The 21,098-nt window shown below is 65.2% G+C and carries 20 protein-coding genes and 1 riboswitch; of the genes, 16 read left to right on the top strand and 4 right to left on the bottom strand.

Annotated features, from left to right (window positions below):
- Position 1 precedes the first annotated feature (1 nt).
- From OWC48_RS40695 to phoB, 7 genes are all read left to right on the top strand, one after another.
- Positions 2–1,300 carry an ATP-binding protein gene (locus OWC48_RS40695; protein ID WP_282525055.1) on the top strand — a complete coding sequence of 433 codons (1,299 nt, stop codon included), beginning with the start codon at positions 2–4 and terminating at the stop codon, positions 1,298–1,300.
- 144 nt (positions 1,301–1,444) lie between these two features.
- A complete protein-coding gene (gene pstS / locus OWC48_RS40700) occupies positions 1,445–2,458 on the top strand; it encodes a phosphate ABC transporter substrate-binding protein PstS (protein WP_014491295.1) in 1,014 nt (337 codons plus the stop codon).
- A gap of 143 nt (positions 2,459–2,601) precedes the next feature.
- Positions 2,602–3,591, top strand: coding sequence for a phosphate ABC transporter permease subunit PstC (gene pstC / locus OWC48_RS40705; RefSeq protein WP_282525093.1), 990 nt, complete (start codon positions 2,602–2,604; stop codon positions 3,589–3,591).
- A 4-nt stretch (positions 3,592–3,595) separates the two neighbouring features.
- Positions 3,596–4,441 (top strand): phosphate ABC transporter permease PstA, encoded by an 846-nt coding sequence (gene pstA / locus OWC48_RS40710; protein ID WP_282525056.1) that lies wholly within the window; start codon positions 3,596–3,598, stop codon positions 4,439–4,441.
- The gene (pstB, locus tag OWC48_RS40715) at positions 4,438–5,259 is read left to right on the top strand and encodes a phosphate ABC transporter ATP-binding protein PstB (RefSeq protein WP_014491298.1); all 822 of its coding nucleotides are present in this window, start codon (positions 4,438–4,440) and stop codon (positions 5,257–5,259) included. Before pstA ends, pstB begins: the two co-directional genes overlap by 4 nt.
- Before the next feature lie 11 nt (positions 5,260–5,270).
- Positions 5,271–5,987 (top strand): phosphate signaling complex protein PhoU, encoded by a 717-nt coding sequence (gene phoU, locus OWC48_RS40720; RefSeq protein ID WP_028155152.1) that lies wholly within the window; start codon positions 5,271–5,273, stop codon positions 5,985–5,987.
- Between the two features lie 14 nt (positions 5,988–6,001).
- Positions 6,002–6,709 (top strand): phosphate regulon transcriptional regulator PhoB, encoded by a 708-nt coding sequence (phoB, locus tag OWC48_RS40725; RefSeq protein WP_014491300.1) that lies wholly within the window; start codon positions 6,002–6,004, stop codon positions 6,707–6,709.
- Positions 6,710–6,811: 102 nt separating this feature from the next.
- Here phoB and OWC48_RS40730 read toward each other — a convergent pair whose 3' ends face one another.
- Positions 6,812–7,324, bottom strand: coding sequence for a GcrA family cell cycle regulator (locus OWC48_RS40730; RefSeq protein ID WP_014491301.1), 513 nt, complete (start codon positions 7,322–7,324; stop codon positions 6,812–6,814).
- 456 nt (positions 7,325–7,780) lie between these two features.
- On the opposite strand from OWC48_RS40730, the gene OWC48_RS40735 reads away from it, so the two are divergent.
- From OWC48_RS40735 to OWC48_RS40745, 3 genes are all read left to right on the top strand, one after another.
- Positions 7,781–8,989: an aspartate aminotransferase family protein gene (locus OWC48_RS40735; RefSeq protein ID WP_212095151.1), complete on the top strand. Its 1,209-nt coding sequence runs from the start codon at positions 7,781–7,783 to the stop codon at positions 8,987–8,989.
- Positions 8,989–9,912, top strand: coding sequence for an ornithine carbamoyltransferase (gene argF / locus OWC48_RS40740; RefSeq protein ID WP_282525057.1), 924 nt, complete (start codon positions 8,989–8,991; stop codon positions 9,910–9,912). Before OWC48_RS40735 ends, argF begins: the two co-directional genes overlap by 1 nt.
- A 256-nt stretch (positions 9,913–10,168) precedes the next feature.
- Positions 10,169–11,176 carry an Hsp33 family molecular chaperone gene (locus OWC48_RS40745; protein ID WP_282525058.1) on the top strand — a complete coding sequence of 336 codons (1,008 nt, stop codon included), beginning with the start codon at positions 10,169–10,171 and terminating at the stop codon, positions 11,174–11,176.
- Positions 11,177–11,347: 171 nt separating this feature from the next.
- Here OWC48_RS40745 and apaG read toward each other — a convergent pair whose 3' ends face one another.
- Positions 11,348–11,740, bottom strand: coding sequence for a Co2+/Mg2+ efflux protein ApaG (apaG, locus tag OWC48_RS40750; protein ID WP_014491305.1), 393 nt, complete (start codon positions 11,738–11,740; stop codon positions 11,348–11,350).
- Between the two features lie 181 nt (positions 11,741–11,921).
- Here apaG and OWC48_RS40755 point away from each other — a divergent pair, with 181 nt between their 5' ends.
- Genes OWC48_RS40755 through OWC48_RS40765 form a run of 3 tightly spaced genes read left to right on the top strand, consistent with a single transcriptional unit; the run spans position 11,922 to position 14,968 of the window.
- Positions 11,922–13,187 (top strand): OpgC domain-containing protein, encoded by a 1,266-nt coding sequence (locus OWC48_RS40755; protein ID WP_282525059.1) that lies wholly within the window; start codon positions 11,922–11,924, stop codon positions 13,185–13,187.
- Positions 13,187–13,966: an SGNH/GDSL hydrolase family protein gene (locus OWC48_RS40760; protein ID WP_282525060.1), complete on the top strand. Its 780-nt coding sequence runs from the start codon at positions 13,187–13,189 to the stop codon at positions 13,964–13,966. Before OWC48_RS40755 ends, OWC48_RS40760 begins: the two co-directional genes overlap by 1 nt.
- Before the next feature lie 12 nt (positions 13,967–13,978).
- Positions 13,979–14,968, top strand: coding sequence for an SGNH/GDSL hydrolase family protein (locus OWC48_RS40765; protein ID WP_282525061.1), 990 nt, complete (start codon positions 13,979–13,981; stop codon positions 14,966–14,968).
- Positions 14,969–15,143: 175 nt separating this feature from the next.
- Here OWC48_RS40765 and OWC48_RS40770 read toward each other — a convergent pair whose 3' ends face one another.
- The gene (locus OWC48_RS40770; RefSeq protein ID WP_282525062.1) at positions 15,144–16,340 is read right to left on the bottom strand and encodes an O-succinylhomoserine sulfhydrylase; all 1,197 of its coding nucleotides are present in this window, start codon (positions 16,338–16,340) and stop codon (positions 15,144–15,146) included.
- Positions 16,341–16,411: 71 nt separating this feature from the next.
- A riboswitch (SAM riboswitch) is annotated at positions 16,412–16,491 on the bottom strand.
- A gap of 80 nt (positions 16,492–16,571) precedes the next feature.
- Between OWC48_RS40770 and OWC48_RS40775 the strand changes: the two genes are divergently transcribed.
- From OWC48_RS40775 to OWC48_RS40785, 3 genes are all read left to right on the top strand, one after another.
- Positions 16,572–17,708: a 2'-deoxycytidine 5'-triphosphate deaminase gene (locus OWC48_RS40775; protein ID WP_404979889.1), complete on the top strand. Its 1,137-nt coding sequence runs from the start codon at positions 16,572–16,574 to the stop codon at positions 17,706–17,708.
- A 195-nt stretch (positions 17,709–17,903) separates the two neighbouring features.
- The gene (locus OWC48_RS40780; protein ID WP_282525063.1) at positions 17,904–18,956 is read left to right on the top strand and encodes a hypothetical protein; all 1,053 of its coding nucleotides are present in this window, start codon (positions 17,904–17,906) and stop codon (positions 18,954–18,956) included.
- Between the two features lie 162 nt (positions 18,957–19,118).
- Entirely contained in the window at positions 19,119–20,561 is a 1,443-nt protein-coding gene (locus OWC48_RS40785) for an MATE family efflux transporter (protein ID WP_282525064.1), read from the top strand.
- Here OWC48_RS40785 and OWC48_RS40790 read toward each other — a convergent pair.
- Entirely contained in the window at positions 20,558–21,043 is a 486-nt protein-coding gene (locus tag OWC48_RS40790; RefSeq protein WP_282525065.1) for a hypothetical protein, read from the bottom strand. The genes OWC48_RS40785 and OWC48_RS40790 overlap by 4 nt on opposite strands.
- Between the last annotated feature and the right edge of the window lie 55 nt (positions 21,044–21,098).

The following is a 21,098-nucleotide window of genomic DNA, read 5'->3' on the forward strand; positions in this document are numbered from 1 at the left end:
GATGGCGATCGACGCCCCATCTTCTCCCTCGGCGCAGCCCTGGTCCGACCGGCTGCGGCACTCGACCGTCATCCTGATCGCCGCGGCGCTGGCGCTGTCGGTGGTGGTCTCGCTCGGCGAATTGTCGGTGATGCGGGCGGCGACGGTGTTCCTCTGCATCGCGGCCGCGGCGCTGATCCCCTGGCGGCTGCACGACAACGCCGCCTCGCGCGACGACACCCGCCGCGTCAACCAGGTCGAGAGCGCGGCGGTGGCTGCGGTCGTCGCCGGCATGCCGGATCCGGCGGTGCTGCTCGACCGCGCCGGGCGTGTCATCCATCTCAATGCCGCCGCCGCCCAGCTGGCGCCGGCGCTGCGCAAGAACGAGCTCGCCCAGTTCGCGCTGCGCTCGCCGGAGATCATCACGGCGCTGCGTGAATCGATCGCCACCACCGAACCGCGGCGTGCGACCTATCTCGACCATGTCCCGGTCGATCGCTGGATGGAGCTGATCATCACGCCGGTGCCGGTGCCGACCTCCTTCGGCGGCGCCGACAAATGCATGCTGATGACCTTCCACGACCAGACGCCGCTGCGCCGGGTCGAGGAAATGCGCGCGGACTTCGTCGCCAATGCCAGCCACGAGCTGCGCACGCCGCTCGCCGCGCTGTCGGGCTTCATCGACACGCTCCAGGGCCAGGCCAAGGACGATCCCAAGGCGCGCGAGCGCTTCCTCGGCATCATGCACAACCAGGCGACCCGGATGGCGCGCCTGATCGACGATCTGCTCTCGCTGTCGCGGGTCGAGCTGTCGGCCCATGTGCGGCCCGACACCCTGGTCGACCTGTTGCCGATCATCTTCCAGGTCGCCGACGGGCTCGAGCCACTGGCGCGGGAGCGCCAGGTCGAGGTCGAAACCCATCTGCCTGAGACCCCGGTGATGATCGCGGGCGATCGCGAGGAATTGCTCCGTCTGTTCGAGAACCTGATTGAGAACGCGCTCAAATACGGGGCGTCGGGCGGACGTGTCATCGTGTCGCTGGCGGCCGCGGCAGCCACTGATGGAACTCAGGAAATCCGGGTCATGGTCCGCGATTTCGGCCCTGGCATCGCGCCCGAGCACCTGCCGCGGCTGACCGAGCGGTTCTACCGGGTCGACGTCGGCGACAGCCGGTCGCAGGGCGGGACGGGGCTCGGATTATCGCTGGTGAAACATATTCTTAACCGCCATCGCGGCCGGCTTTTGATCGAGAGCGTGCCCAAGCAGGGTGCCGTTTTCACGGCCTGTTTTCCCCAGGCGAAGACCGCGACTCTAACCTGATATTCAAGCGATTTCAAACGCTTGTATGTGTCATCCAGCTGTCACGAAACCTTCGTAAAAGCACAGCCGACCGCTCCTAAAGGGGCGGCACGGGGAGCGCGATCGGGCGCGGATGGCGCTTCGCTCCCCTGTATGGAGACCACCATGAATTTCATCAAAACGATCGTCGCTGCCGGCTTGGTCGCCGCATCGGCGACGGCGGCCTTTGCTGCCGACATTACGGGTGCCGGTGCGACGTTCCCGTTCCCGATCTATTCCAAGTGGGCTGACGCCTACAAGAAGGAGACCGGCAACGGTCTGAACTACCAGTCGATCGGCTCCGGCGGCGGCATCAAGCAGATACAGGCCAAGACCGTGACCTTCGGCGCCAGCGACGCGCCGCTCAAGGCCGAGCAGCTCGAGAAGGACGGCCTCGTCCAGTGGCCGATGGTGATGGGCGCCATCGTTCCGGTCGTCAACATCGAGGGCGTGAAGCCCGGCGAGCTGGTGTTCGACGGCGAGACCCTGGCCAGCATCTATCTCGGCAAGATCACCAAGTGGGACGACGCCGCGATCAAGAAGCTCAATCCGAACGTGAAGCTGCCGTCGGACGCCATCACCGTGGTCCGCCGCTCGGATGGTTCGGGCACCACCTTCAACTTCACCAACTATCTCTCCAAGGCCAGCGCGGACTGGAAGAGCAAGGTCGGTGAGGGCACCGCGGTCGAGTGGCCGGTCGGCGTCGGCGCCAAGGGCAACGAAGGCGTGTCGGGCAACATCAGCCAGACCAAGAACTCGATCGGCTACGTCGAGTACGCCTATGCCAAGCAGAACAAGCTGACCTACACCGGTCTCGTCAACAAGGCCGGCAAGCCGGTGCAGCCGACGGTCGAAGCCTTCCAGGCCGCGGCTTCCAACGCCGACTGGGCCAAGGCTCCCGGCTACTACGTCATCCTGACCGACCAGCCCGGCGACAAGTCCTGGCCGATCACGGCGGCGACCTTCATCCTCATGCACAAGGATGCCACCGACAAGGCAGCCTCGCAGGAAGCCATCAAGTTCTTCCGCTGGGCCTTCAAGAGCGGCGGCAAGGCGGCTGAAGAGCTCGACTACATCCCGATGCCGGACCCGGTCGTCCAGCTGATCGAGAAGACCTGGGCTGCCGAGATCAAGAGCTAAGCGCTCTTGTCCCGGACTGGGCGCCGGGATCTCACAAGACCTCCGCTCCGGATCGGCCTCGCGCCGCATCCGGAGCGCAACACCAACAACAAGACCGACAACAAGCGTATATCAAACGGGCACAGGGGATCGGCGTGGCAGAGATGGCCGTTCAGAGCGATATAATCGACGACGCCGGACCGTATGACCGCGCCAAGGCCTTGAGCGCCTTCAAGCTCGGCGACGTCACCTTCTACTGGATCACGCGGCTTTCCGCGATCTCGGTGCTGCTGATCCTCGGCGGCATCATCATTTCGCTGATCGTCGGCGCCTTCCCGGCGATGAAGGAATACGGCCTCTCCTTCCTGTGGACGCAGCGCTGGGCGCCGTCCGCCGATCCGCCGGTGCTCGGCGCGCTCGGACCGATGTACGGCACGCTCGTGACCTCCTTCATCGCGATGCTGATTGCCATTCCCGTGGGTCTCGGCATTGCGATCTTCCTCACCGAGCTCTGCCCGCAATGGCTGCGCCGCCCGATCGGCATGGCGATCGAGCTGCTCGCCGGCATCCCCTCGATCATCTACGGCATGTGGGGCTTCTTCGTGCTGGGCCCGTTCCTGGCCAACACCTTCCAGCCCTTCATGATCAAGATCTTCGACGGCGTCCCCGTGCTGGGCGCCATCTTCGCAGGTCCCCCGTCCTATCTCAGCCTGTTCAACGCCGCGCTGATCCTCGCGATCATGGTGCTGCCCTTCATCACCTCGATCTCGGTCGACGTGTTCAAGACGGTGCCGCCGGTGCTGAAGGAAGCCGCCTACGGCGTCGGCTGCACCACCTGGGAAGTCGTCCGCAGCGTGGTGATCCCCTACACCCGCGTCGGCGTCATCGGCGGCGTCATGCTGGCGCTGGGCCGCGCGCTCGGCGAGACCATGGCCGTGACCTTCATCATCGGCAACTCGTTCCGGATCTCCTCCTCGATCTTCGCCCCGGGCACCACGATCTCGGCGGCGATCGCATCCGAGTTTGCCGAGAGCGACGGCCTGCACCAGTCCGGCCTGATCCTGCTCGGCCTGCTGCTGTTCGTGCTGACATTCTTCGTGCTCGCAGCGGCGAGGTTGATGCTGATGCGGCTGGAAAAGAAGGCGGGGAACTAGCGCCATGAACCCGATCTATTCACGCCGCCGCCGCAAGGACATCGTTGTTCGCGGGCTCTGCATGGGCGCCGCCGCCTTCGGCGTCACCTGGCTTGCGCTGATCCTGATCACGCTGCTCTACAACGGCATCGCCGGTCTGAACCTGGAGCTCTTCGTCGCGGACACGCCGCCTCCGGGCTCGACCGAAGGCGGCCTGCGCAACGCCATCGTCGGCTCGATCATCATGACCGTGCTCGGCGTCGGCATCGGCGCGCCGCTCGGCCTGTTCGCCGGCACCTATCTCGCCGAGTACGGCCGCAACGACCGCCTGACCTCGGTGATCCGCTTCATCAACGACATCCTGCTGTCGGCGCCCTCGATCATCATCGGCCTGTTCATCTACGGCGCGGTGGTGGTGCCGATGCGCGGCTTCTCGGCGATCGCAGGCGCGCTCGCGCTCGCCGTCATCGTCATCCCGGTGGTGCTGCGCACCACCGAGGACATGCTGCTGCTGGTGCCGAACGCGCTGCGCGAGGCGGCGTCCGCGCTCGGGCTGCCGCGCTCGCTGGTGATCAAGCGCATTGCTTATCGTGCCGCCCGATCGGGTCTCATCACCGGCGTGCTGCTCGCGACTGCCCGCGTCGCCGGCGAGACCGCGCCGCTGCTCTTTACCGCGCTGTCGAACCAGTTCTTCAGCCTCGGCCTGAACAAGACGATGGCGAACCTGCCGGTCACCATCAACAACTTCGTGCAGAGCCCCTACGCCTATTGGAAGCAGCTTGCCTGGAGCGGCGCGCTGCTGATCACCCTGACCGTTCTTGCCCTGAATATTGGTGCGCGCATCCTTGGCGCCGAGAGGACCGCAAAATGAGTGAGCTTTCCGTATCGATGAGCGCGGCCGGTGGCCTGCCCCAGGCGCCGGTGCTGCCCGAAGCCCCGGCCAAGGTGACGGTGCGCAACCTCAACTTCTATTATGGCGAGCACCACGCGCTGAAGAACATCAATCTGGCGCTCGGCACCAACCGCGTCACGGCGTTCATCGGTCCGTCGGGCTGCGGCAAGTCCACCCTGCTGCGCATCTTCAACCGGATGTACGACCTCTATCCGGGCCAGCGCGTCACCGGTCAGCTCATGCTCGACCAGACCAACATCCTCGACCCCAAGCTGGACCTCAATCTGCTGCGCGCCCGCGTCGGCATGGTGTTCCAGAAGCCGACGCCGTTCCCGATGACGATCTACGAAAACATCGCCTTCGGCATCCGTCTCTACGAGAAGATCTCGAAGTCCGAGATGGACGACCGCGTCGAGAAGGCGCTGCGCGGCGGCGCGCTGTGGAACGAGGTCAAGGACAAACTCAACGCCTCCGGCCTGTCGCTCTCCGGCGGCCAGCAGCAGCGCCTCTGCATCGCCCGCACGGTCGCGGTGCGGCCCGAGGTGATCCTGTTCGACGAGCCCTGCTCGGCGCTCGACCCGATCTCGACCGCGAAGGTCGAGGAACTGATCCAGGAGCTGTCCGAGAACTACACGATCGCGATCGTCACCCACAACATGCAGCAGGCGGCGCGCGTCTCCGACAAGACCGCCTTCATGTATCTCGGCGAGCTGATCGAGTTCGACGACACCAGCAAGATCTTCACGTCGCCGACCGACCGGCGCACGCAGGATTACATCACCGGCCGGTTCGGCTGAGGAGACGGAACATGGGTTCTGAACATACCGCAAAGGCCTTCGACACCGACCTCCAGGAGCTCACGCGCCTGGTCGCCGAGATGGGCGGCATCGCCGAGCGCATGATCGTCGATTCCGTCGACGCGCTGATCCGCCGTGACGTCGCGCTCGGCCAGCGTGTCGTCACCATCGACGCCGAGCTCGACGCGCTTCAGAAGAAGATCGAGGAGCGCGCCGTGCTCACCATCGCGCGCCGCCAGCCGATGGCGGTGGATCTGCGCGAGATCGTCGGCGCCATGCGCGTCGCGACCGATCTCGAGCGGATCGGCGACCTCGCCAAGAACATGGGCAAGCGCGTCGCGGCGCTGGAGACCGATTTCCATCCGCTCAAGCTGTTCCGCGGCCTGGAGCACATGACCGACCTCGTGCAGCAGCAGGTCAAGTCGGTGCTGGATGCCTATGCCGCGCACGATCTGCCGGCGGCGATGGCGGTGTGGAAGGGCGACGAGGAAGTCGACGCCATCTGCACCTCGCTGTTCCGCGAGCTCCTCACCTACATGATGGAGGATCCGCGCAACATCTCGTTCTGCATCCATCTGATGTTCTGCGCCAAGAACATCGAGCGCATCGGTGACCACGCCACCAACATCGCCGAGACCGTGTTCTACATGATCGAGGGCCAGGCGATCACCGACAAGCGGCCGAAGGGCGACATGACGACCTTCGCCACGACGGTCCCGAACACTTAAGGAGCGACGACACCATGGGCGCACGCATTATGGTGGTTGAGGACGAGGAAGCTCTCACCGAGCTTCTCCGCTACAACCTCGAAGGCGACGGCTATGACGTCGAGACGGTGATGCGCGGCGACGATGCCGACACCCGCCTCAAGGAGCACATCCCCGATTTGATCGTGCTCGACTGGATGCTGCCGGGCCTCTCCGGCATCGAGCTGTGCCGGCGGCTGCGCACCCGGCCCGAGACCAAGCAGCTCCCGATCATCATGCTCACCGCGCGTGGCGAGGAGAGCGAGCGGGTGCGGGGCCTTGCGACCGGCGCCGATGACTACATCGTCAAGCCGTTCTCGGTGCCGGAGCTGCTGGCACGCGTGAAGGGCCTGCTCAGGCGCGCCAGCCCGGAGCGGCTCGCCACGGTGCTCGCCTATGGCGACATCGAGCTCGACCGCGACAAGCGCCGCGTGGCGCGTTCGGGCCGGCCGATCGATCTCGGTCCAACCGAATATCGCCTGCTGGAGTTCTTCCTGGAGCATCCCGGCCGCGTGTTCTCGCGCGAGCAGCTGCTCGACAGCGTCTGGGGCCGTGACATCTACATCGACGAGCGCACCGTCGACGTCCATATCGGCCGCCTGCGCAAGCTGCTCAATCTCGGCCGCGAGCAGGACCCGATCCGCACCGTCCGCGGCGCGGGCTACGCACTGGACGATCGCTTTGCGAAGGCGGAGCAGGCGTAGGGTCCGCCGCAAGCCAGCAAACAAAAAGCGCGCCGGGTGGCGCGCTTTTTTCTTGCTCGATCGTCCCAGCCCTGTGCCGGGACAAGGTTGTCTGGAGCTAACTCAGCGCGGACCCGGCTTCGCCGGCGCGCGACGGCGATCGGCCGCGGGCTGATACGCCACGCGCGAGTGCTGGGCGCAGTAGGGCAGGCCGGAGAGCGCCTTGCCGCCGCAGAAGAAGAAATCCGGGCTCGAGGGATCGCCGACCGGCCAGTGGCAGGTGGCCTCGTTCAGCTCCAGCAGCGACAGCCGCTGGCTCATCGGCACGACGTTGTCGTAGGTGACCGGTTCGGCCTCGACCTCGACCTCGAAGGCCTGCGCCAGCGCGGTGTTGCCGCGCGCGATCGGGCGGGTCACCCGCATCATGTGCTGGGCGGGGCGCGCCTTGCGCGGCCGGGGCGCTGCCGATGAAGGGCTCTTGGCGCGGCCCGACAGGCCGAGCCGGTGCACCTTGCCGATCACGGCATTGCGGGTCACATTCCCGAGTTCAGCGGCGATCTGGCTGGCCGAAAGTCCGGCCTCCCAGAGCTTTTTCAGCTGCTCGACGCGATCATCCGACCAGGTCAAAACGGTCATTGCACCCTTTCCTTCGCCGGCGCCTGCCATCCTGGCGGCCGCACGGCGAATGCCTAAGCTTCGAAAAACCCGTGCCGCCAGAATCCCTTAAGGCTCGCCGGGCGCGCCAGATGCGCCCGAACGCTTACGCCGGTACATGAGGACTTAGAGGATCAGAACTGCTGCACGAGATGTCGTATCTGACAAGCCAAACGCTACAATATGGCGTGACTCACGCGCAAGAGTCCGCCGACTCGCTTCCACATGTTCCGTGGCGGAAATACGCAAAATCGACACCGCAAGACTACGGATTCTGCGTTTCGCGAGGCTTTCCGGGCGGCATTGACACCGGTTTCACCAGGCATAAGATAGTCGTGCGTGCCGCCCTTAAAAGGCGGCACGTTTCGTTTTCCGGGCCGGTCAATGGTGCGTTGCGCAATGCACGCTCACACCGTCCGCAACATTCAAGTGATCGTCATGACTAACAGCGCAGCGCCGCACTTGCTCCCCGTTTTCGCCAGGTCCGACCTCGGTTTCGAGCGCGGCGAAGGCTGCTGGCTGATTGCGACCAACGGCGATCGCTATCTCGATTTCACCTCGGGCGTGGCGGTGAATGCGCTCGGCCATGCTCATCCTGCGTTGGTCAAGGCGTTGCAGGAGCAGGCCACCAAACTCTGGCACATGTCGAACCTGTTCCAGAGCCCGGACGGCGAGAAGCTTGCCGCGCGTCTGTGCAATGAAAGCTTCGCGGACTTCGTGTTCTTCTGCAATTCCGGCGCTGAAGCGCTGGAAGGTGTGATCAAGCTGGTCCGCCATCATCACTTCTCAAAGGGGCATCCGGAACGTTACCGCATCATCACCTTCGAAGGCGCCTTCCACGGCCGCACGCTGGCAACGCTCGCCGCGACCGGTTCGGCAAAATATCTCGAGGGGTTCGGCCCGCCGATGGACGGCTTCGACCAGGTCCCGCATGGTGATATCGAAGCCGTCAAGAAGGCGATCGGTCCGCAGACCGCCGGCATCCTGATTGAGCCGATCCAGGGCGAGGGCGGCGTGCGTTCGGCAACGCCCGCCTTCCTGAGGGCGTTGCGCCAGCTCTGCGACGAGAAGGGTCTGCTGCTCGCGTTCGACGAGGTGCAGACCGGCATGGGCCGCACCGGCGATCTGTTCGCGCATCGCCGCACCGGCGTCACGCCTGACGTGATGTCGCTGGCCAAGGCGCTTGGCGGCGGCTTCCCGATCGGCGCGGTGCTGGCGACCGCGGACGCGGCTGCCGGCATGGGGCCCGGCTCGCACGGCTCGACCTTCGGCGGCAATCCGCTCGCGATCTCGGCTGCCAACGCCGTGCTCGACGTCATGCTCAAGCCCGGCTTCTTCGATCACGTGCAGAAGATGTCGCTGCTGCTCAAGCAGAAGCTCGCCTCCGTGATCGATCGTTATCCTGACATCGTCAGCGAAGTGCGCGGCGAAGGCCTTCTGATCGGCATCAAGGCCGTGGTGCCGTCAGGCGATCTCGGCGCGGCGCTGCGCAACGAGAAATTGCTCACGGTCGGCGCCGGCGACAATGTCGTGCGCTTCCTGCCGCCCTTGATCGTCACCGAAGCCGAAATCGAGGACAGCGTCGGTCGGCTCGAACGCGCCTGCGCCGCGATCTCGTCCAGTCAGACCAAGCGGGCGGCAAGCTGATGAGCAAGTCCCCGAAGCACTTTCTGGATATCAACGAGCTCCCGCTGTCGGAGCTCAAGAGCATGCTCGCGGCCTCCTCCGCCATGAAGGCGAAGCAGAAAGCGCACCAGCCGGTGAAGCCGCTGGAAGGCAAGACGCTGGCGATGATCTTCGAGCGTCCCTCCACCCGCACCCGCGTCTCGTTCGACGTCGCCATGCGCCAGCTCGGTGGCGAGCCCATCATGCTGACCGGCGCCGAGATGCAGCTCGGCCGCGGCGAGACCATCGCCGACACGGCGCGCGTGCTGTCGCGCTATGTCGACGCCATCATGATCCGCATCCTCAATCACGAGGCCCTGCTGGAGCTGGCGGAATATGCGACGGTGCCCGTCATCAACGGCCTGACGCGGCGCTCGCACCCTTGCCAGGTGATGGCCGACCTCATGACCTACGAAGAGCATCGCGGCCCGATCGAGGGCAGGACGGTGGCCTGGACCGGCGACGACAACAATGTGCTGGCGTCCTGGGCGCATGCCGCCGAGCGTTTCAAGTTCAAGCTCAATGTCGCGACGCCGCCGGAGCTTGCGCCGAAAAAGGTGATGCGGGACTTCATCAAGGCCACCGGCGCGCCGATCGTGCTCGGCACCGATCCCGAGGCCGCCGTGAAGGGCGCCGACTGCGTCGTCACCGACACCTGGGTGTCGATGGGCGACAAGGAGGGCGAGCACCGTCACAACGTGCTCAAGCCCTATCAGGTCAATGCGAAGCTGATGTCGCTGGCCAGGCCCGATGCGCTGTTCATGCATTGCCTGCCCGCCCATCGCGGCGAGGAAGTCACGGACGAGGTGATCGACGGCCCGCAATCGGTCGTGTTCGACGAGGCCGAAAACCGCCTGCATGCGCAGAAGGGCATTCTGGCCTGGTGCTTTGACGCGGTGAAGTAATCTCACTTGTAGCCCGGATGGAGCGCAGCGAAATCCGGGTTTGTGTCCGCAGTTGGAGTGGTCCCGGATTGCGCTACGCTCCATCCGGGCTACGCGGGCTATCGCGTAATCCTGTGGCTATGGGTCCCGTATCAGCGCTTCGCGCGCCCCGGGACGACATCGAATTTGCAGGATCCTGTGCGATCATAAGTGCATCCGGAACACACCACCCTTGCGCCCTCTTCCATTTTCCTCCATCGACCCCAGATAAAGCGCCATGGTTTCCCAATCCCCTGACATGAATACCGGGCCTGAAGGCCCGGTTCGCGCGCCATCAGCGGTTCCCATCGATGACGCCGTGCTGCCTTACGAGGTCGACGCGCTCGACGTGCGTGGCCGCCTGGTGCGGCTTGGTCCCGCGCTCGACGAGATCCTGACCAAGCACGATTATCCCGCTGCCGTGGGCAAGCTGCTCGGCGAGGCCATCGTACTGACGACGCTGCTCGGCTCGGCGCTGAAGTTCGAGGGCCGCTTCATTCTCCAGGCCCAGACCGACGGTCCGGTGTCGTTCCTGGTCGTCGACTACATGGCGCCGGATCGCCTGCGCGCCTATGCGCGCTACGATGCCGAGCGCCTCGGCGAGATAAAAGATTCCGGCACGCTCCTCGGTAACGGTCATCTCGCCATGACCATCGACCAGGGTCCCGACATGAGCCGCTACCAGGGTCTGGTCGCGCTCGACGGCGGTAGCCTGGAAGATGCCGCCCACGAATATTTCCTGCGCTCCGAGCAGATCCCGACGCGCGTGCGTCTCGCGGTCGGCGAGGAGTGGCGCTCGAACGACGGCGGCAAGCATCGCTGGCGCGCCGGCGGCATGCTGATGCAGTTCCTGCCGAAGGCGCCCGAGCGCGCGCGGCAGGCCGATTTGCATCCCGGCGATGCGCCCGAAGGCGCGGAGGTGCATGCTGTCGCCGAAGACGACGCCTGGGTCGAGGCGCGTTCGCTGGTCGAGACCGTCGAAGACGTCGAGCTGATCGACCCCGAGCTCTCCGGCGAACGACTGCTGTTCCGCCTGTTCCACGAGCGCGGCGTGCGCGTGTTCAATCCGCTGGTCCTGAAGGCGCAATGCTCCTGCTCGCGCGATGCGGTTGGCGCGATGCTGAAGAGCTTCTCGCCCGACGACCGCGCCGCCATGGTCAAGGACGACAAGGTCGTGGTGACCTGCGAGTTCTGCTCGTCGGTGTACCAGTTCACGCCGCCCGAGGCGGGCGTCGAGGGTGCGTAGGCATCGCATCCTTCGTCATTGCGAGCCACACACTTGGTGTCGTCGCCCGGCTTGACCGGGCGATCCAGTACTCCGAGACGGCAGTGATTGAGCCGAGAGGCTGCGGCGTACTGGATGCCCCGCCTTCGCGGGGCATGACGGCTGCAAGTGTTGCGACGATCTCGGCGCGCCCTAGTTCAACACCCGCTTGTTGTCCGGGCTGTCCAGCGAGAACGTCGGCACGTCGATCTCGAAGCGTTCGCCGCTTTCGCTGACCATCTGGTAGCGGCCGGTCATGAAACCCGAGGCGGTCGCGAGCGGCACGCCGGAGGTGTACTCGAAGCGCTCGCCGGGAGCCAGGGTCGGCTGCTCGCCGACGACGCCCTCGCCCCTGACCTCCTGCTGGCGGCCGGTGGCGTCGGTGATGATCCAGTGTCGCGTCTTCAGCTGCACGGTTTCGTCGCCGGAATTGGTGATGACGATGGTGTAGGACCAGAAATAGCGGGAGCGGTCGGCCGACGACTGCTCCGGAACAAAGTTCGGCTCGACGGTCACTTCGATCTGGCGGGTCACGGCGCGATACATGGCTGCCATCATAACGAAAACCCGGCCGGGAACCAACGGCCGCAGGCGGTTTTGGCGACATCGTGCCGCCAGAATTACCGAGGAAGTAGATCCCAATGTGATCCGGCCGCTTTGCGAGACGACGGCCGGACCTGTACACTCCTTGATACGTCGCGATTTGCGGAAGGGTTTCGAACCCCCGATGACCATTGCCGACCAAGTGACGGGATCGACGATCGCGGGAACCGGCAAGCCTGCGGAGGCCAGACCTGCGGAGGCGAAGCCGCGCTCCGCCGCGCCGGCCATCACGCTGCCCGCCATCGGCGAGCGCGAGCTCCGGCTCGACCTGTTCCGCGGGCTCGCGCTGTGGCTGATCTTCGTCGACCATCTGCCGCCGAGCCTTTTGACCTGGTTCACGATCCGCAATTACGGCTTCAGCGACGCTACCGAGATCTTCATCTTCATCTCCGGCTATACTGCGGCGTTCGTCTACGGTCGTGCCATGCTCGAAAGCGGCTTCGTCGTCGCCACCGCGCGCATCCTGCGGCGCGTCTGGCAGATCTATGTCGCCCACGTCTTTCTGTTCACGATCTTCCTCGCCGAAATCTCCTACGTTGCGACCAGGTTCGAGAACCCGCTCTACACCGAAGAGATGGGCATCATGGATTTCCTCAAGCAGCCGGACGTCACGATTGTGCAGGCGCTGCTGCTGCGCTTTCGTCCGGTCAACATGGACGTGCTGCCGCTCTATATCGTGCTGATGCTGGCGCTGCCCTTGATCTTGTGGCTGATGAAATGGCGGCCCGACGTGACGCTCGGCCTCTCGGTCGTGCTCTACGCGGTGACCTGGGAATACGACCTCTATCTGTCGGCCTATCCGAACGGCTTCTGGGCGTTCAATCCCTTCGCCTGGCAATTGCTTTTCGTCTTCGGTGCATGGTGTGCGCTCGGAGGTGCGCGACGCATGTCGCGCATCCTGGCGTCCCGCGTCACGATGTGGATCTCGATCGCCTATCTGGTCGCGGCGTTCTACGTGACGCTGACCTGGTATGTGCCGCAGCTCTCCCACTTCATGCCGAAGCGGCTCGAGCAGTGGATGTATCCGATCGACAAGGCCGATCTCGACGTGCTGCGCTTCACGCATTTCCTGGCGTTCGCCGCACTCACCGTTCGCTTCCTGCCCCGGGAATGGCCGGGCCTGAAATCGCCCTGGCTGCGGCCGCTGATCCTCTGCGGCCAGCATTCCCTGGAGATCTTCTGTCTCGGCGTCTTCCTCGCCTTCGCCGGCCATTTCATCCTGGCCGAAGTCTCCGGCGGCGCAGCCATGCATGCGCTGATTAGTCTCTCCGGAATCCTGATCATGTGGGGCGTTGCCTGGGTGATTTCGTGGTACAAGCGCGTGGCTGACAAGAGCGGTGCGAAAACCAAAAACGCCGTCGGCAACGCCGATCTGGCGGGAGGGGGCTGATGAAGGCGAAGGTTCTCCTGAGCCTGGTCCTGCTGTGCGGTAACCTCGCCGCGCCCCTGGCGCGCGCGGGCGATGCTGCGTCGACTGCTCCGGCCGCACCCCCGGCCTGCGAATTGCCATCCTATCTGCTCACCACTGAAAGCCAGCTTCCCAGGGTCGCCGACGCCATCAAGGCCGGCAAACCGCTGGAAATCCTGGTCATAGGCAGCCGTTCGACCACGATTCCGGCCTCGGAGGACAGCTCCTATCCGGCGCGCATGCAGGCCATTTTGAAGGACAGGCTGCTGCCGTCGGAGGCCGTGCATGTCTCCGTAGAAATACAGAGCAAGAAGACGGCCGAGGAAGCGGCCACCACCTTCGTTAAGCTGATGGAAGCAAAAAGGCCTACTTTGGTCATCTGGCAGACCGGGACTGTCGATGCTATCCGAGCGATTGATCCCGATGATTTTCGCGGGGCGGTGACCGGAGGGGTTTCCGCGTTGCAAAAAGCAGGGGCTGACGTCGTCTTGATGAACTTGCAGTACAGCCCACGTACCGAAACCATGATCTCGGTGCCGCCCTATCTCGACAATATGCGGGTGGTGGCGCAGGAGCATGACATCCCGCTGTTCGACCGTTTCGCGATCATGCGGCAGTGGAATGATCAGGGTCAGTTCGACCTGTTCAGCCCGTCCCGCGGGCCAGAGCTGGCGAAACAGGTCCATGATTGCCTTGGCCGGGCGTTGGCACAGTTCGTGATCGACGCAGCCCATCTGGGGCCGGCTGAGCAGCAAAATTGAGGTCTAGCGTTAATGAGTTCTCTCCGCCCTTTTTGCCTGACGGCGTGGCTGGCTGCCCCCGCGGCGGCTCTGCTGTTGCTGACGCCGGTGTCGCTGGCACCGGTGCAGGCGCAGGCCATGCAGGCAACGCCCGCGCCGCAGCAGGCCGCTAGTCCGGCTCCCGCTTCGCCCTCCCAGACCACCGTCGCCGTGACGTCCCCCGAACAGCGCGGCGTGACCGCGCGCGCCATCGACAAGGTGAAGCAGGTCGCGAAATCCGCCGGCGACATTTTCAGCCGCGTGCCTTGCCTCGCACCGAAGGGCGGCGCGAAGACGATGGGCTCGCTGCCGCATGTCGCGGGCAAGCTCGCCGCCGGCAAACCCGTCGCGATCGTTGCGTTCGGCTCGTCGTCGACGGCAGGCTATGGCGCGAGCTCGCCCGATTTCAACTATCCGAACCGCCTCGCCGCGCAGCTCCGGCGGCAATATCCGAGCGCCGACATCACCGTCATCAATGCGGGCGTCGGCGGCGAGGACGCGCCCGAGATGATGAAGCGCCTCCAGAAGGAGGTGATCGACGTGCATCCGGATCTCGTGATCTGGCAGGTCGGCACCAATGCGGTGCTGCGCAATCTCGATCCCGGTGACACCGCCAAGATGGTCGAGGACGGCATCTCCCGCATCCAGGCCGCCGGCGGGGCCGACATCGTGCTGGTCGATCCGCAATACTCGCCGGCCGTGAACCAGCGCAAGGAGAGCGCCGGCAAGATGGTGCAGCTGCTCGGCAAGGTCGCCGAGCTTCGTCACGTCGGCATCTTCCCCCGCTTCGAGGTGATGCGCGACTGGCACGAGAAGCAATCGATCCCGGTCGAGAGTTTCGTGATCGCCGACGGCCTGCACATGAACGATTGGGGCTATGCCTGCTTCGCCCAGCTCCTCGGCGACGACATCATCCGCTCCGTCGGTCAGATCAAGCTCGGCGTGAATGTGCCGGCTGATGTGCGGACGTATCGGCCGATGTGAGCTTCGCTCACCCTCCCCTGGAGGGGGAGGGTCGCTTCGCATGCAGCGAAGCGGAATGCGGAGCGGGGCGGGGTGACGGTGCTTCCGCATCGAATACTGCCCGCTTGGAGAGATCACCCCACCCCGCTCGCGCTTCGCGCGATCGACCCTCCCCCTCCAGGGGAGGGTAAGAGCCTCACGCCTTCTCCAGCGCCGCGGTCAGATCCTCGATCAGATCATCCGCATGCTCGAGCCCCGCCGAGAAGCGGATGAAGCCCTCGCTGATGCCGAGCGCGGCGCGGTCTTCCGGCTTGAGGCGCTGATGCGTCGTGGTCGCCGGATGCGTGACGAGGCTCTTGGCATCGCCGAGATTGTTCGAGATTTTTGCAAGCTTGAGCTCGTTGAGCACGCGGAACGCGCCCTGCTTGCCGCCCTTGACCTCGAAGCCGACCAGCGTCGAGCCGCCGCGCATCTGCTTCTTCACGAGAGCTGCCTGCGGATGGTCGGCGCGGCCGGGATAGACCAGGCGCGAAATCTTCGGATGGCTCGCCAGCACGTCGGCGATGCGTCCCGCCGTCTCGGTCTGCGCACGCACGCGTACGCCGAGCGTCTCCAGGCCCTTGAGCAGGACCCACGCGTTGAACGGCGAGATCGACGGGCCGGTCTGGCGCATGAAATTGTGGATGTGCTCGGCGATGAACGCTTCCGACGACAGGATGATGCCGCCGAGACAACGGCCCTGGCCGTCGATGTGCTTGGTCGCGGAATAGACCACGACGTCGGCCCCGAGTGCGAGCGGGCTCTGCCAGATCGGTGTCGCAAACACGTTGTCGACGACGAGCCGCGCGCCGCCGCCGTGCGCGATCTCGGCAATGCCGGGAATGTCGAGCACGTCGAGCGTCGGATTGGTCGGGCTTTCCAGGAAGAACGTCTTGGTGTTCGGCCTGAGCGCACGCTGCCACTGGTCGAGATCGGCCCCGTCCACCAGCGTGGTCTCGATGCCGTAGCGCGGCAGCAAGTCCTGGATGACGTAGAGACACGAGCCGAACAGGGCGCGCGAGGCGACCACGTGATCGCCGGCCTTCAGCGGCGCCAGGATCGCGGTCGTCACCGCGGCCATGCCGGTTGCGGCCGAGCGCGCCGCCTCGGCGCCCTCGAGCTCGATCATGCGGCGCTCGAACATCGCGATGGTGGGGTTGGAGTAGCGCGAATAGATGAAGCCGGGGTCCTCGCCCTTGAACCGCGCCTCGCACTCCTCGGCGCTGTTGTAGACATAGCCCTGGGTCAGGAACAGCGCCTCCGACGTCTCGCCATATTGCGAGCGCAGGGTGCCGGAATGAACCAGACGGGTTTCAGGACGGTATTGCGTGGTGGACGCCGGGGACTTCGACATAGGACCTCCTCTGCGTGACCATCGAAAATGGTCACAAAAAAACCGGCCTGGATAACTTCCACGGGCCGGGATCACAGAGGTCCCCGGCCTGTTTAGCGACTTATTTAACGTGGCTGCAAGCCGGCCGGCTCAAATCACCACGGGATAAGTGATGCTCATATTCCGCAATGGCCTTTCCGTCAAGGCGTCCATCGGATAGCCGTAAAAGGCTAGTATTTCCCGCATGTCCGGATGCGTTTGACCCCCGACGAGGACCCCTGGTTGAGCTTCACGGTTGCCGCCGACGCCAATGGTATCCTGCCCGACCGCATGATCGCAGCGATGGCGGAGGCAGGCCTCATCCTGCCCGCTTATGACTTCGTCGAGAGCCAGATCCAGCCGGCGAGCCTCGACCTCCGCCTCGGTGACATCGCGTATCGCGTTCGCGCCAGCTTCCTGCCCGGTCCCGGCGCGACCGTCGCCGAGCGCATCGACGAGTTGAAGCTGCACGAGTTCAGCCTCACCGATGGCGCGGTGCTGGAGACCAATTGCGTCTACATCGTGCCGCTCTTGGAAAGCCTGGCGCTGCCGCCGGAGATCGTCGCCGCCGCGAACCCGAAAAGTTCGACCGGCCGGCTCGATGTCTTCACACGCGTCATCGCCGACGGCACCCGCCGCTTCGACATGATCGGCGCCGGCTATCACGGCCCGCTCTACGCCGAGATCAGCCCGAAGACGTTTCCGGTGCTGGTCAGCGAGGGCTCGCGCTTGAGCCAGGTGCGCTTCCGCACCGGAGATGCCATCCTCAACATCGACGAGCTCGAGGCGCTGCATGCGACCGAGCGTCTGGTCGATCTCGACGATGCTGATCTCACCGGCGGCGTCGCCGTCTCCGTCGACCTCTCCGGCGAGAAGGCCAACGGCTTCGTCGGCTACCGCGCCAAGCGCCACACCGGCGTCGTCGACGTCGACCGCCGCTCCGGCTATGCGGTGGAGGATTTCTGGGAGCCGATCTCGGCGCGTCCCGATGGCAGCCTGATCCTCGACCCCGGCGAGTTCTACATCCTCGCCTCCAAGGAAGCCGTGCAGGTGCCGCCCGATTACGCCGCGGAGATGGTGCCGTTCGATCCCCTGGTCGGCGAGTTCCGCGTGCACTATGCCGGCTTCTTCGATCCCGGCTTCGGCTATGCCGGCGCCGGCGGGCAGGGATCGCGCGCCGTGTTGGAAGTGCGCTCGCGCGAAGTGCCGTTCATTCTCGAGCACGGCCAGATCGTCGGCCGTCTCGTCTACGAGAAGATGCTGGCGCGCCCCGACGCGATGTACGGCCAGCGCATCGGCTCGAACTACCAGGCGCAGGGGCTGAAGCTGAGCAAGCATTTCCGGGTGTAGTAATAGCCCACCCTCCGCTGTCATTCCCCGCGAAGGCGGGGAATCCAGTACGCCACGGCCTCTCGACTCAATCACAAGCGCCTCTGGAATACTGGATCGCCCGGTCTTCGCAGGGTGATGACACCGAGCTTGTGGCGTGTTGCGTCACCCCATCCGCGATGACACACTCCCGCAAAACAACGATCGGGAGCGAACATGACCGCCGCATCAGACGCAGCACAAGAAGCGCAATGGAAGCGCTGGCGCGCGGTCGCCGACCTCTATCACGCCTACTTCACCGGCCTCATCCTCACCGTCGTCACGCGGCGCGGTACGGCGGATGCTGCCGAATTCGTCTTCCGCGTGTTTCGCCGCCAGCAGCAGGAGCGCTTCCTGCCGGGGCTCGAGAAGCTCGGTCTCAGTCATCTGCCGCCGGCGGTGGCCGCCGCGCAATATCACTATCTCTCCAACTGGATCGGCGGCGTGCATGTCGAGTACATGTATGAGAGCGACTGCAAAGCCTGGATCCGCTATCCGCCGCCGCGCTGGATCTGGAAGGGTACCGCGATCTGTGGCGTGCCGGGTGAGGTCTCGCGCGCGATGCTGCGCGGCTGGCACGCCAACAATGGCGTCGCGCTCGGCGATCTCAGGCTCGGCTTCGTCTGCACCAAGCAAAGCGTCGACGGTCAGGACGGGCTCGAAGGCTATTATCATCAGTACGACCACCCGCTCGAGGTGGACCAGCGCCTGGTGTTCGCGCGCCATCTGGAAGCGCCATTGTTCGACGCTAAGACCGCGCCTGCCTTGCCCGTCGCGAGCTGGCCGAAGCCGCGGCTGGAAAAAGCCTACCGCAACTACGCGATGGAATATGTGCGCACCGCCGCGCCCGTCATGGTGCAATTGTTCGGCCCGGAAGACGCCGGCTATCTCCTGCATCTCACGGGCAAGCTGATCGGGATGCAGTATTTCGACGAGGTTGCAGCGGCGCTCGCAATGAGCCGCGGCGGCGCCAGCGAGTTCGCAGCGTTCCTGAATGCGCTGTTTGCCGCGCAGGATGACTCTGCCGAGACGACGGCATCGGAAGGCACGTTTGAATTTCGTCAGCAGAGCTGGAAGCTGATGGATGACGTCGCCGACTATCATCGCGCCTGCACCAAGGTGCTGGAAGGGTTGTTCGAGGGGCTCGCTGCCGGATGCGGGCGGCACATCGGCGTGCACCTGCGCCCGACAGCGGGCGGTCGGCCGCCGCTGGTGTGGACCATTGAGTAATTCCACCACTTGAAATGCGCTGCCGCAGGGCACGCCTGCATCCGGCGCAGGAGGAATCGGCAAATGCCGTGCTAAGCCTGTCGCCGCGCCTTCCGCGCGAAGAAATTTATTGGCACACCTACGCATTGCCGCGCCGCGAATGGCCTGCGCCCGGGAGAGGACATGTCCGACATCGCCGAAATCCCGGTCGATGAACAAGAGCGTCCGTTGCCGCCGCCTCCGCGGCCGGTACGAAGCGCGCTGATGGACGGGCCGATTCTGCGCACGCTGCTCGGCCTCGCCTGGCCGAACGTGGTCGCGCTGTCGGCCGGCACCTGTGTGGTGATCGCGGAGACCTCCTATATCGGTCGGCTCGGCGTCGAGGCGCTAGCCGCAATGGCGCTGGTGTTTCCGACAGTGATCCTGACCATGACGATGTCCGGCGGGGCCATGGGCGGCGCCGTGGCGTCGGCCATTGCGCGGGCGCTCGGCGCAGGCGACCGCGAGCGCGCCGGCACGCTCGCCGCACATGCACTGCTGATCGGCATCACCTTCGGCCTCGTCTTCATGCTGGGTATGCTGATCTTCGGGCCGCGCGTTCTGGAAATGCTCGGCGGACGCGGGGATGTGCTGACGCATGCGATCGCCTACACACAGGTGTTTTTTGGCGGGGCCGTGCTGCCGTGGCTGCTCAACACCATGGCCGGCGTGTTGCGCGGCACCGGCAACATGAAGCTGCCCTCGCTGTTGATGCTGAATTCCGCGGTCATGCAGGTCGTGCTTGGCGGCACGCTGGGCCTCGGGCTCGGGCCCGTGCCGCAGTTCGGCATGCGCGGCGTCGCGGCCGGCTCGCTGATCGCCTATTCCATGAACATCTGTGTGATGGGCTGGTACCTGTTCTCCGGCCGCGCCCGAATCGTACCGAAACTGCGCGGGCTGCGGGTCCAATGGGCGATGTTCTTCGACATCCTCAAGGTCGGCGCCATCGCCTGCTTCTCGCCGCTGCAATCGGTGCTGACGATCTCGATCTTCACCCACATGCTGGCAAAGTTCGGCACTGCGATCCTCGCCGGCTACGGCATCGGCGCGCGGCTGGAATTTTTGCTGACCTCGATCGCGTTCTCGTTCGGCATCGCCTCGGTGCCGATGATCGGCATGGCGATCGGCGCGGTGCGCATCGCGCGCGCCCGGCGCATCGCCTGGATCGCCGGTGCGAGCGCGTTCGTCGCCGTCGGCGCGCCGGCGTGCCTCGTCGCGCTGTTCCCAGATCTCTGGGTCAACATCTTCACCGACAGCGCCACCGTGCGCGCGACCAGCCATCAATATCTGTCGACGGTGGCACCATTCTACGCCTTCATCGGGCTCGCCTCGACGATGTATTTCTCGTCGCAGGGCGCGGCGAAGGTGATCGGTCCGGTGCTGGCGCAGACCACGCGCCTGATCTACATCGCGGCGATCGGCTGGTGGCTGTCGACGCACGACGCCACCGCGCAGAGCTTCTTCTGGCTGGCCGCCAGCTCGATGGTCGTGCTCGGCCTGCTCTCGTGCTCCAGCGTGGTGCTGACACGCTGGGGGCCGCGCGAGAACAAGCCTGCGATCAGGCCGGCTCTTTCGGCTGCCGACTAACGGTGCCTGTGGCGGCGATGGCCGCCACCGCCGACATTGGCGAGCCGCATCAATTGCGGAATCATCGCCATCATGTCGCCGCCACTGGTGCCGCCGAGCATGCCCATGATGTCGCCGCCACCCATGCCGCTCACTCCGGTCGGCATGTAGCCGCCACCGCCCATCGGCGTGTAGCCGCCGTAGTTGGGCGCGCCGAAGCCACCGCCGAAATTGCCGCCGCCGCCCATCATGCTGCCGAGCCCGCCGCCGCCATTGTCCATCATGCGGCTCATCATCGGACCCATGGTCTGCATCAGCATGGCGAAGCGGCGCTTGCCCATCTTCGCCTTCATCATCTCCAGCATCGGCGCCATCTGGGTCATCATGTCCTCGCCGCCGGCGCCTCCGCCGCCGAGGAACTGCGCCTTTGCCGGCGCGCTCGAGATCGAAAACAGCAGCAGCACGGCGGCTGCCTGGCAGATCACTTTATCCGCACCTCTCATGGCCTGCTCCTCGCGTGCGTGGCTCCGCCGGGAGAGCGGAGCCAACCGGACGCAC

It is taken from the genome of Bradyrhizobium sp. Arg816, from assembly GCF_029989365.1.
Taxonomy (GTDB): Bacteria; Pseudomonadota; Alphaproteobacteria; order Rhizobiales; family Xanthobacteraceae; genus Bradyrhizobium.

Coding starts and splice junctions, on each gene's coding strand:
- phoB (WP_014491300.1), top strand. CDS start 6,002: ATGGGCGCACGCATTATGGTGGTTGAGGACGAGGAAGCTCTCACCGAG.
- pstB (WP_014491298.1), top strand. CDS start 4,438: ATGAGTGAGCTTTCCGTATCGATGAGCGCGGCCGGTGGCCTGCCCCAG.
- apaG (WP_014491305.1), bottom strand. CDS start 11,740: ATGTATCGCGCCGTGACCCGCCAGATCGAAGTGACCGTCGAGCCGAAC.
- OWC48_RS40770 (WP_282525062.1), bottom strand. CDS start 16,340: ATGTCGAAGTCCCCGGCGTCCACCACGCAATACCGTCCTGAAACCCGT.
- OWC48_RS40775 (WP_404979889.1), top strand. CDS start 16,572: ATGCGTTTGACCCCCGACGAGGACCCCTGGTTGAGCTTCACGGTTGCC.
- OWC48_RS40760 (WP_282525060.1), top strand. CDS start 13,187: ATGAAGGCGAAGGTTCTCCTGAGCCTGGTCCTGCTGTGCGGTAACCTC.
- OWC48_RS40765 (WP_282525061.1), top strand. CDS start 13,979: ATGAGTTCTCTCCGCCCTTTTTGCCTGACGGCGTGGCTGGCTGCCCCC.
- OWC48_RS40755 (WP_282525059.1), top strand. CDS start 11,922: ATGACCATTGCCGACCAAGTGACGGGATCGACGATCGCGGGAACCGGC.
- OWC48_RS40790 (WP_282525065.1), bottom strand. CDS start 21,043: ATGAGAGGTGCGGATAAAGTGATCTGCCAGGCAGCCGCCGTGCTGCTG.
- OWC48_RS40695 (WP_282525055.1), top strand. CDS start 2: ATGGCGATCGACGCCCCATCTTCTCCCTCGGCGCAGCCCTGGTCCGAC.
- phoU (WP_028155152.1), top strand. CDS start 5,271: ATGGGTTCTGAACATACCGCAAAGGCCTTCGACACCGACCTCCAGGAG.
- pstA (WP_282525056.1), top strand. CDS start 3,596: ATGAACCCGATCTATTCACGCCGCCGCCGCAAGGACATCGTTGTTCGC.
- OWC48_RS40745 (WP_282525058.1), top strand. CDS start 10,169: ATGGTTTCCCAATCCCCTGACATGAATACCGGGCCTGAAGGCCCGGTT.
- argF (WP_282525057.1), top strand. CDS start 8,989: ATGAGCAAGTCCCCGAAGCACTTTCTGGATATCAACGAGCTCCCGCTG.
- pstC (WP_282525093.1), top strand. CDS start 2,602: ATGGCCGTTCAGAGCGATATAATCGACGACGCCGGACCGTATGACCGC.
- OWC48_RS40730 (WP_014491301.1), bottom strand. CDS start 7,324: ATGACCGTTTTGACCTGGTCGGATGATCGCGTCGAGCAGCTGAAAAAG.
- OWC48_RS40735 (WP_212095151.1), top strand. CDS start 7,781: ATGACTAACAGCGCAGCGCCGCACTTGCTCCCCGTTTTCGCCAGGTCC.
- pstS (WP_014491295.1), top strand. CDS start 1,445: ATGAATTTCATCAAAACGATCGTCGCTGCCGGCTTGGTCGCCGCATCG.
- OWC48_RS40780 (WP_282525063.1), top strand. CDS start 17,904: ATGACCGCCGCATCAGACGCAGCACAAGAAGCGCAATGGAAGCGCTGG.
- OWC48_RS40785 (WP_282525064.1), top strand. CDS start 19,119: ATGTCCGACATCGCCGAAATCCCGGTCGATGAACAAGAGCGTCCGTTG.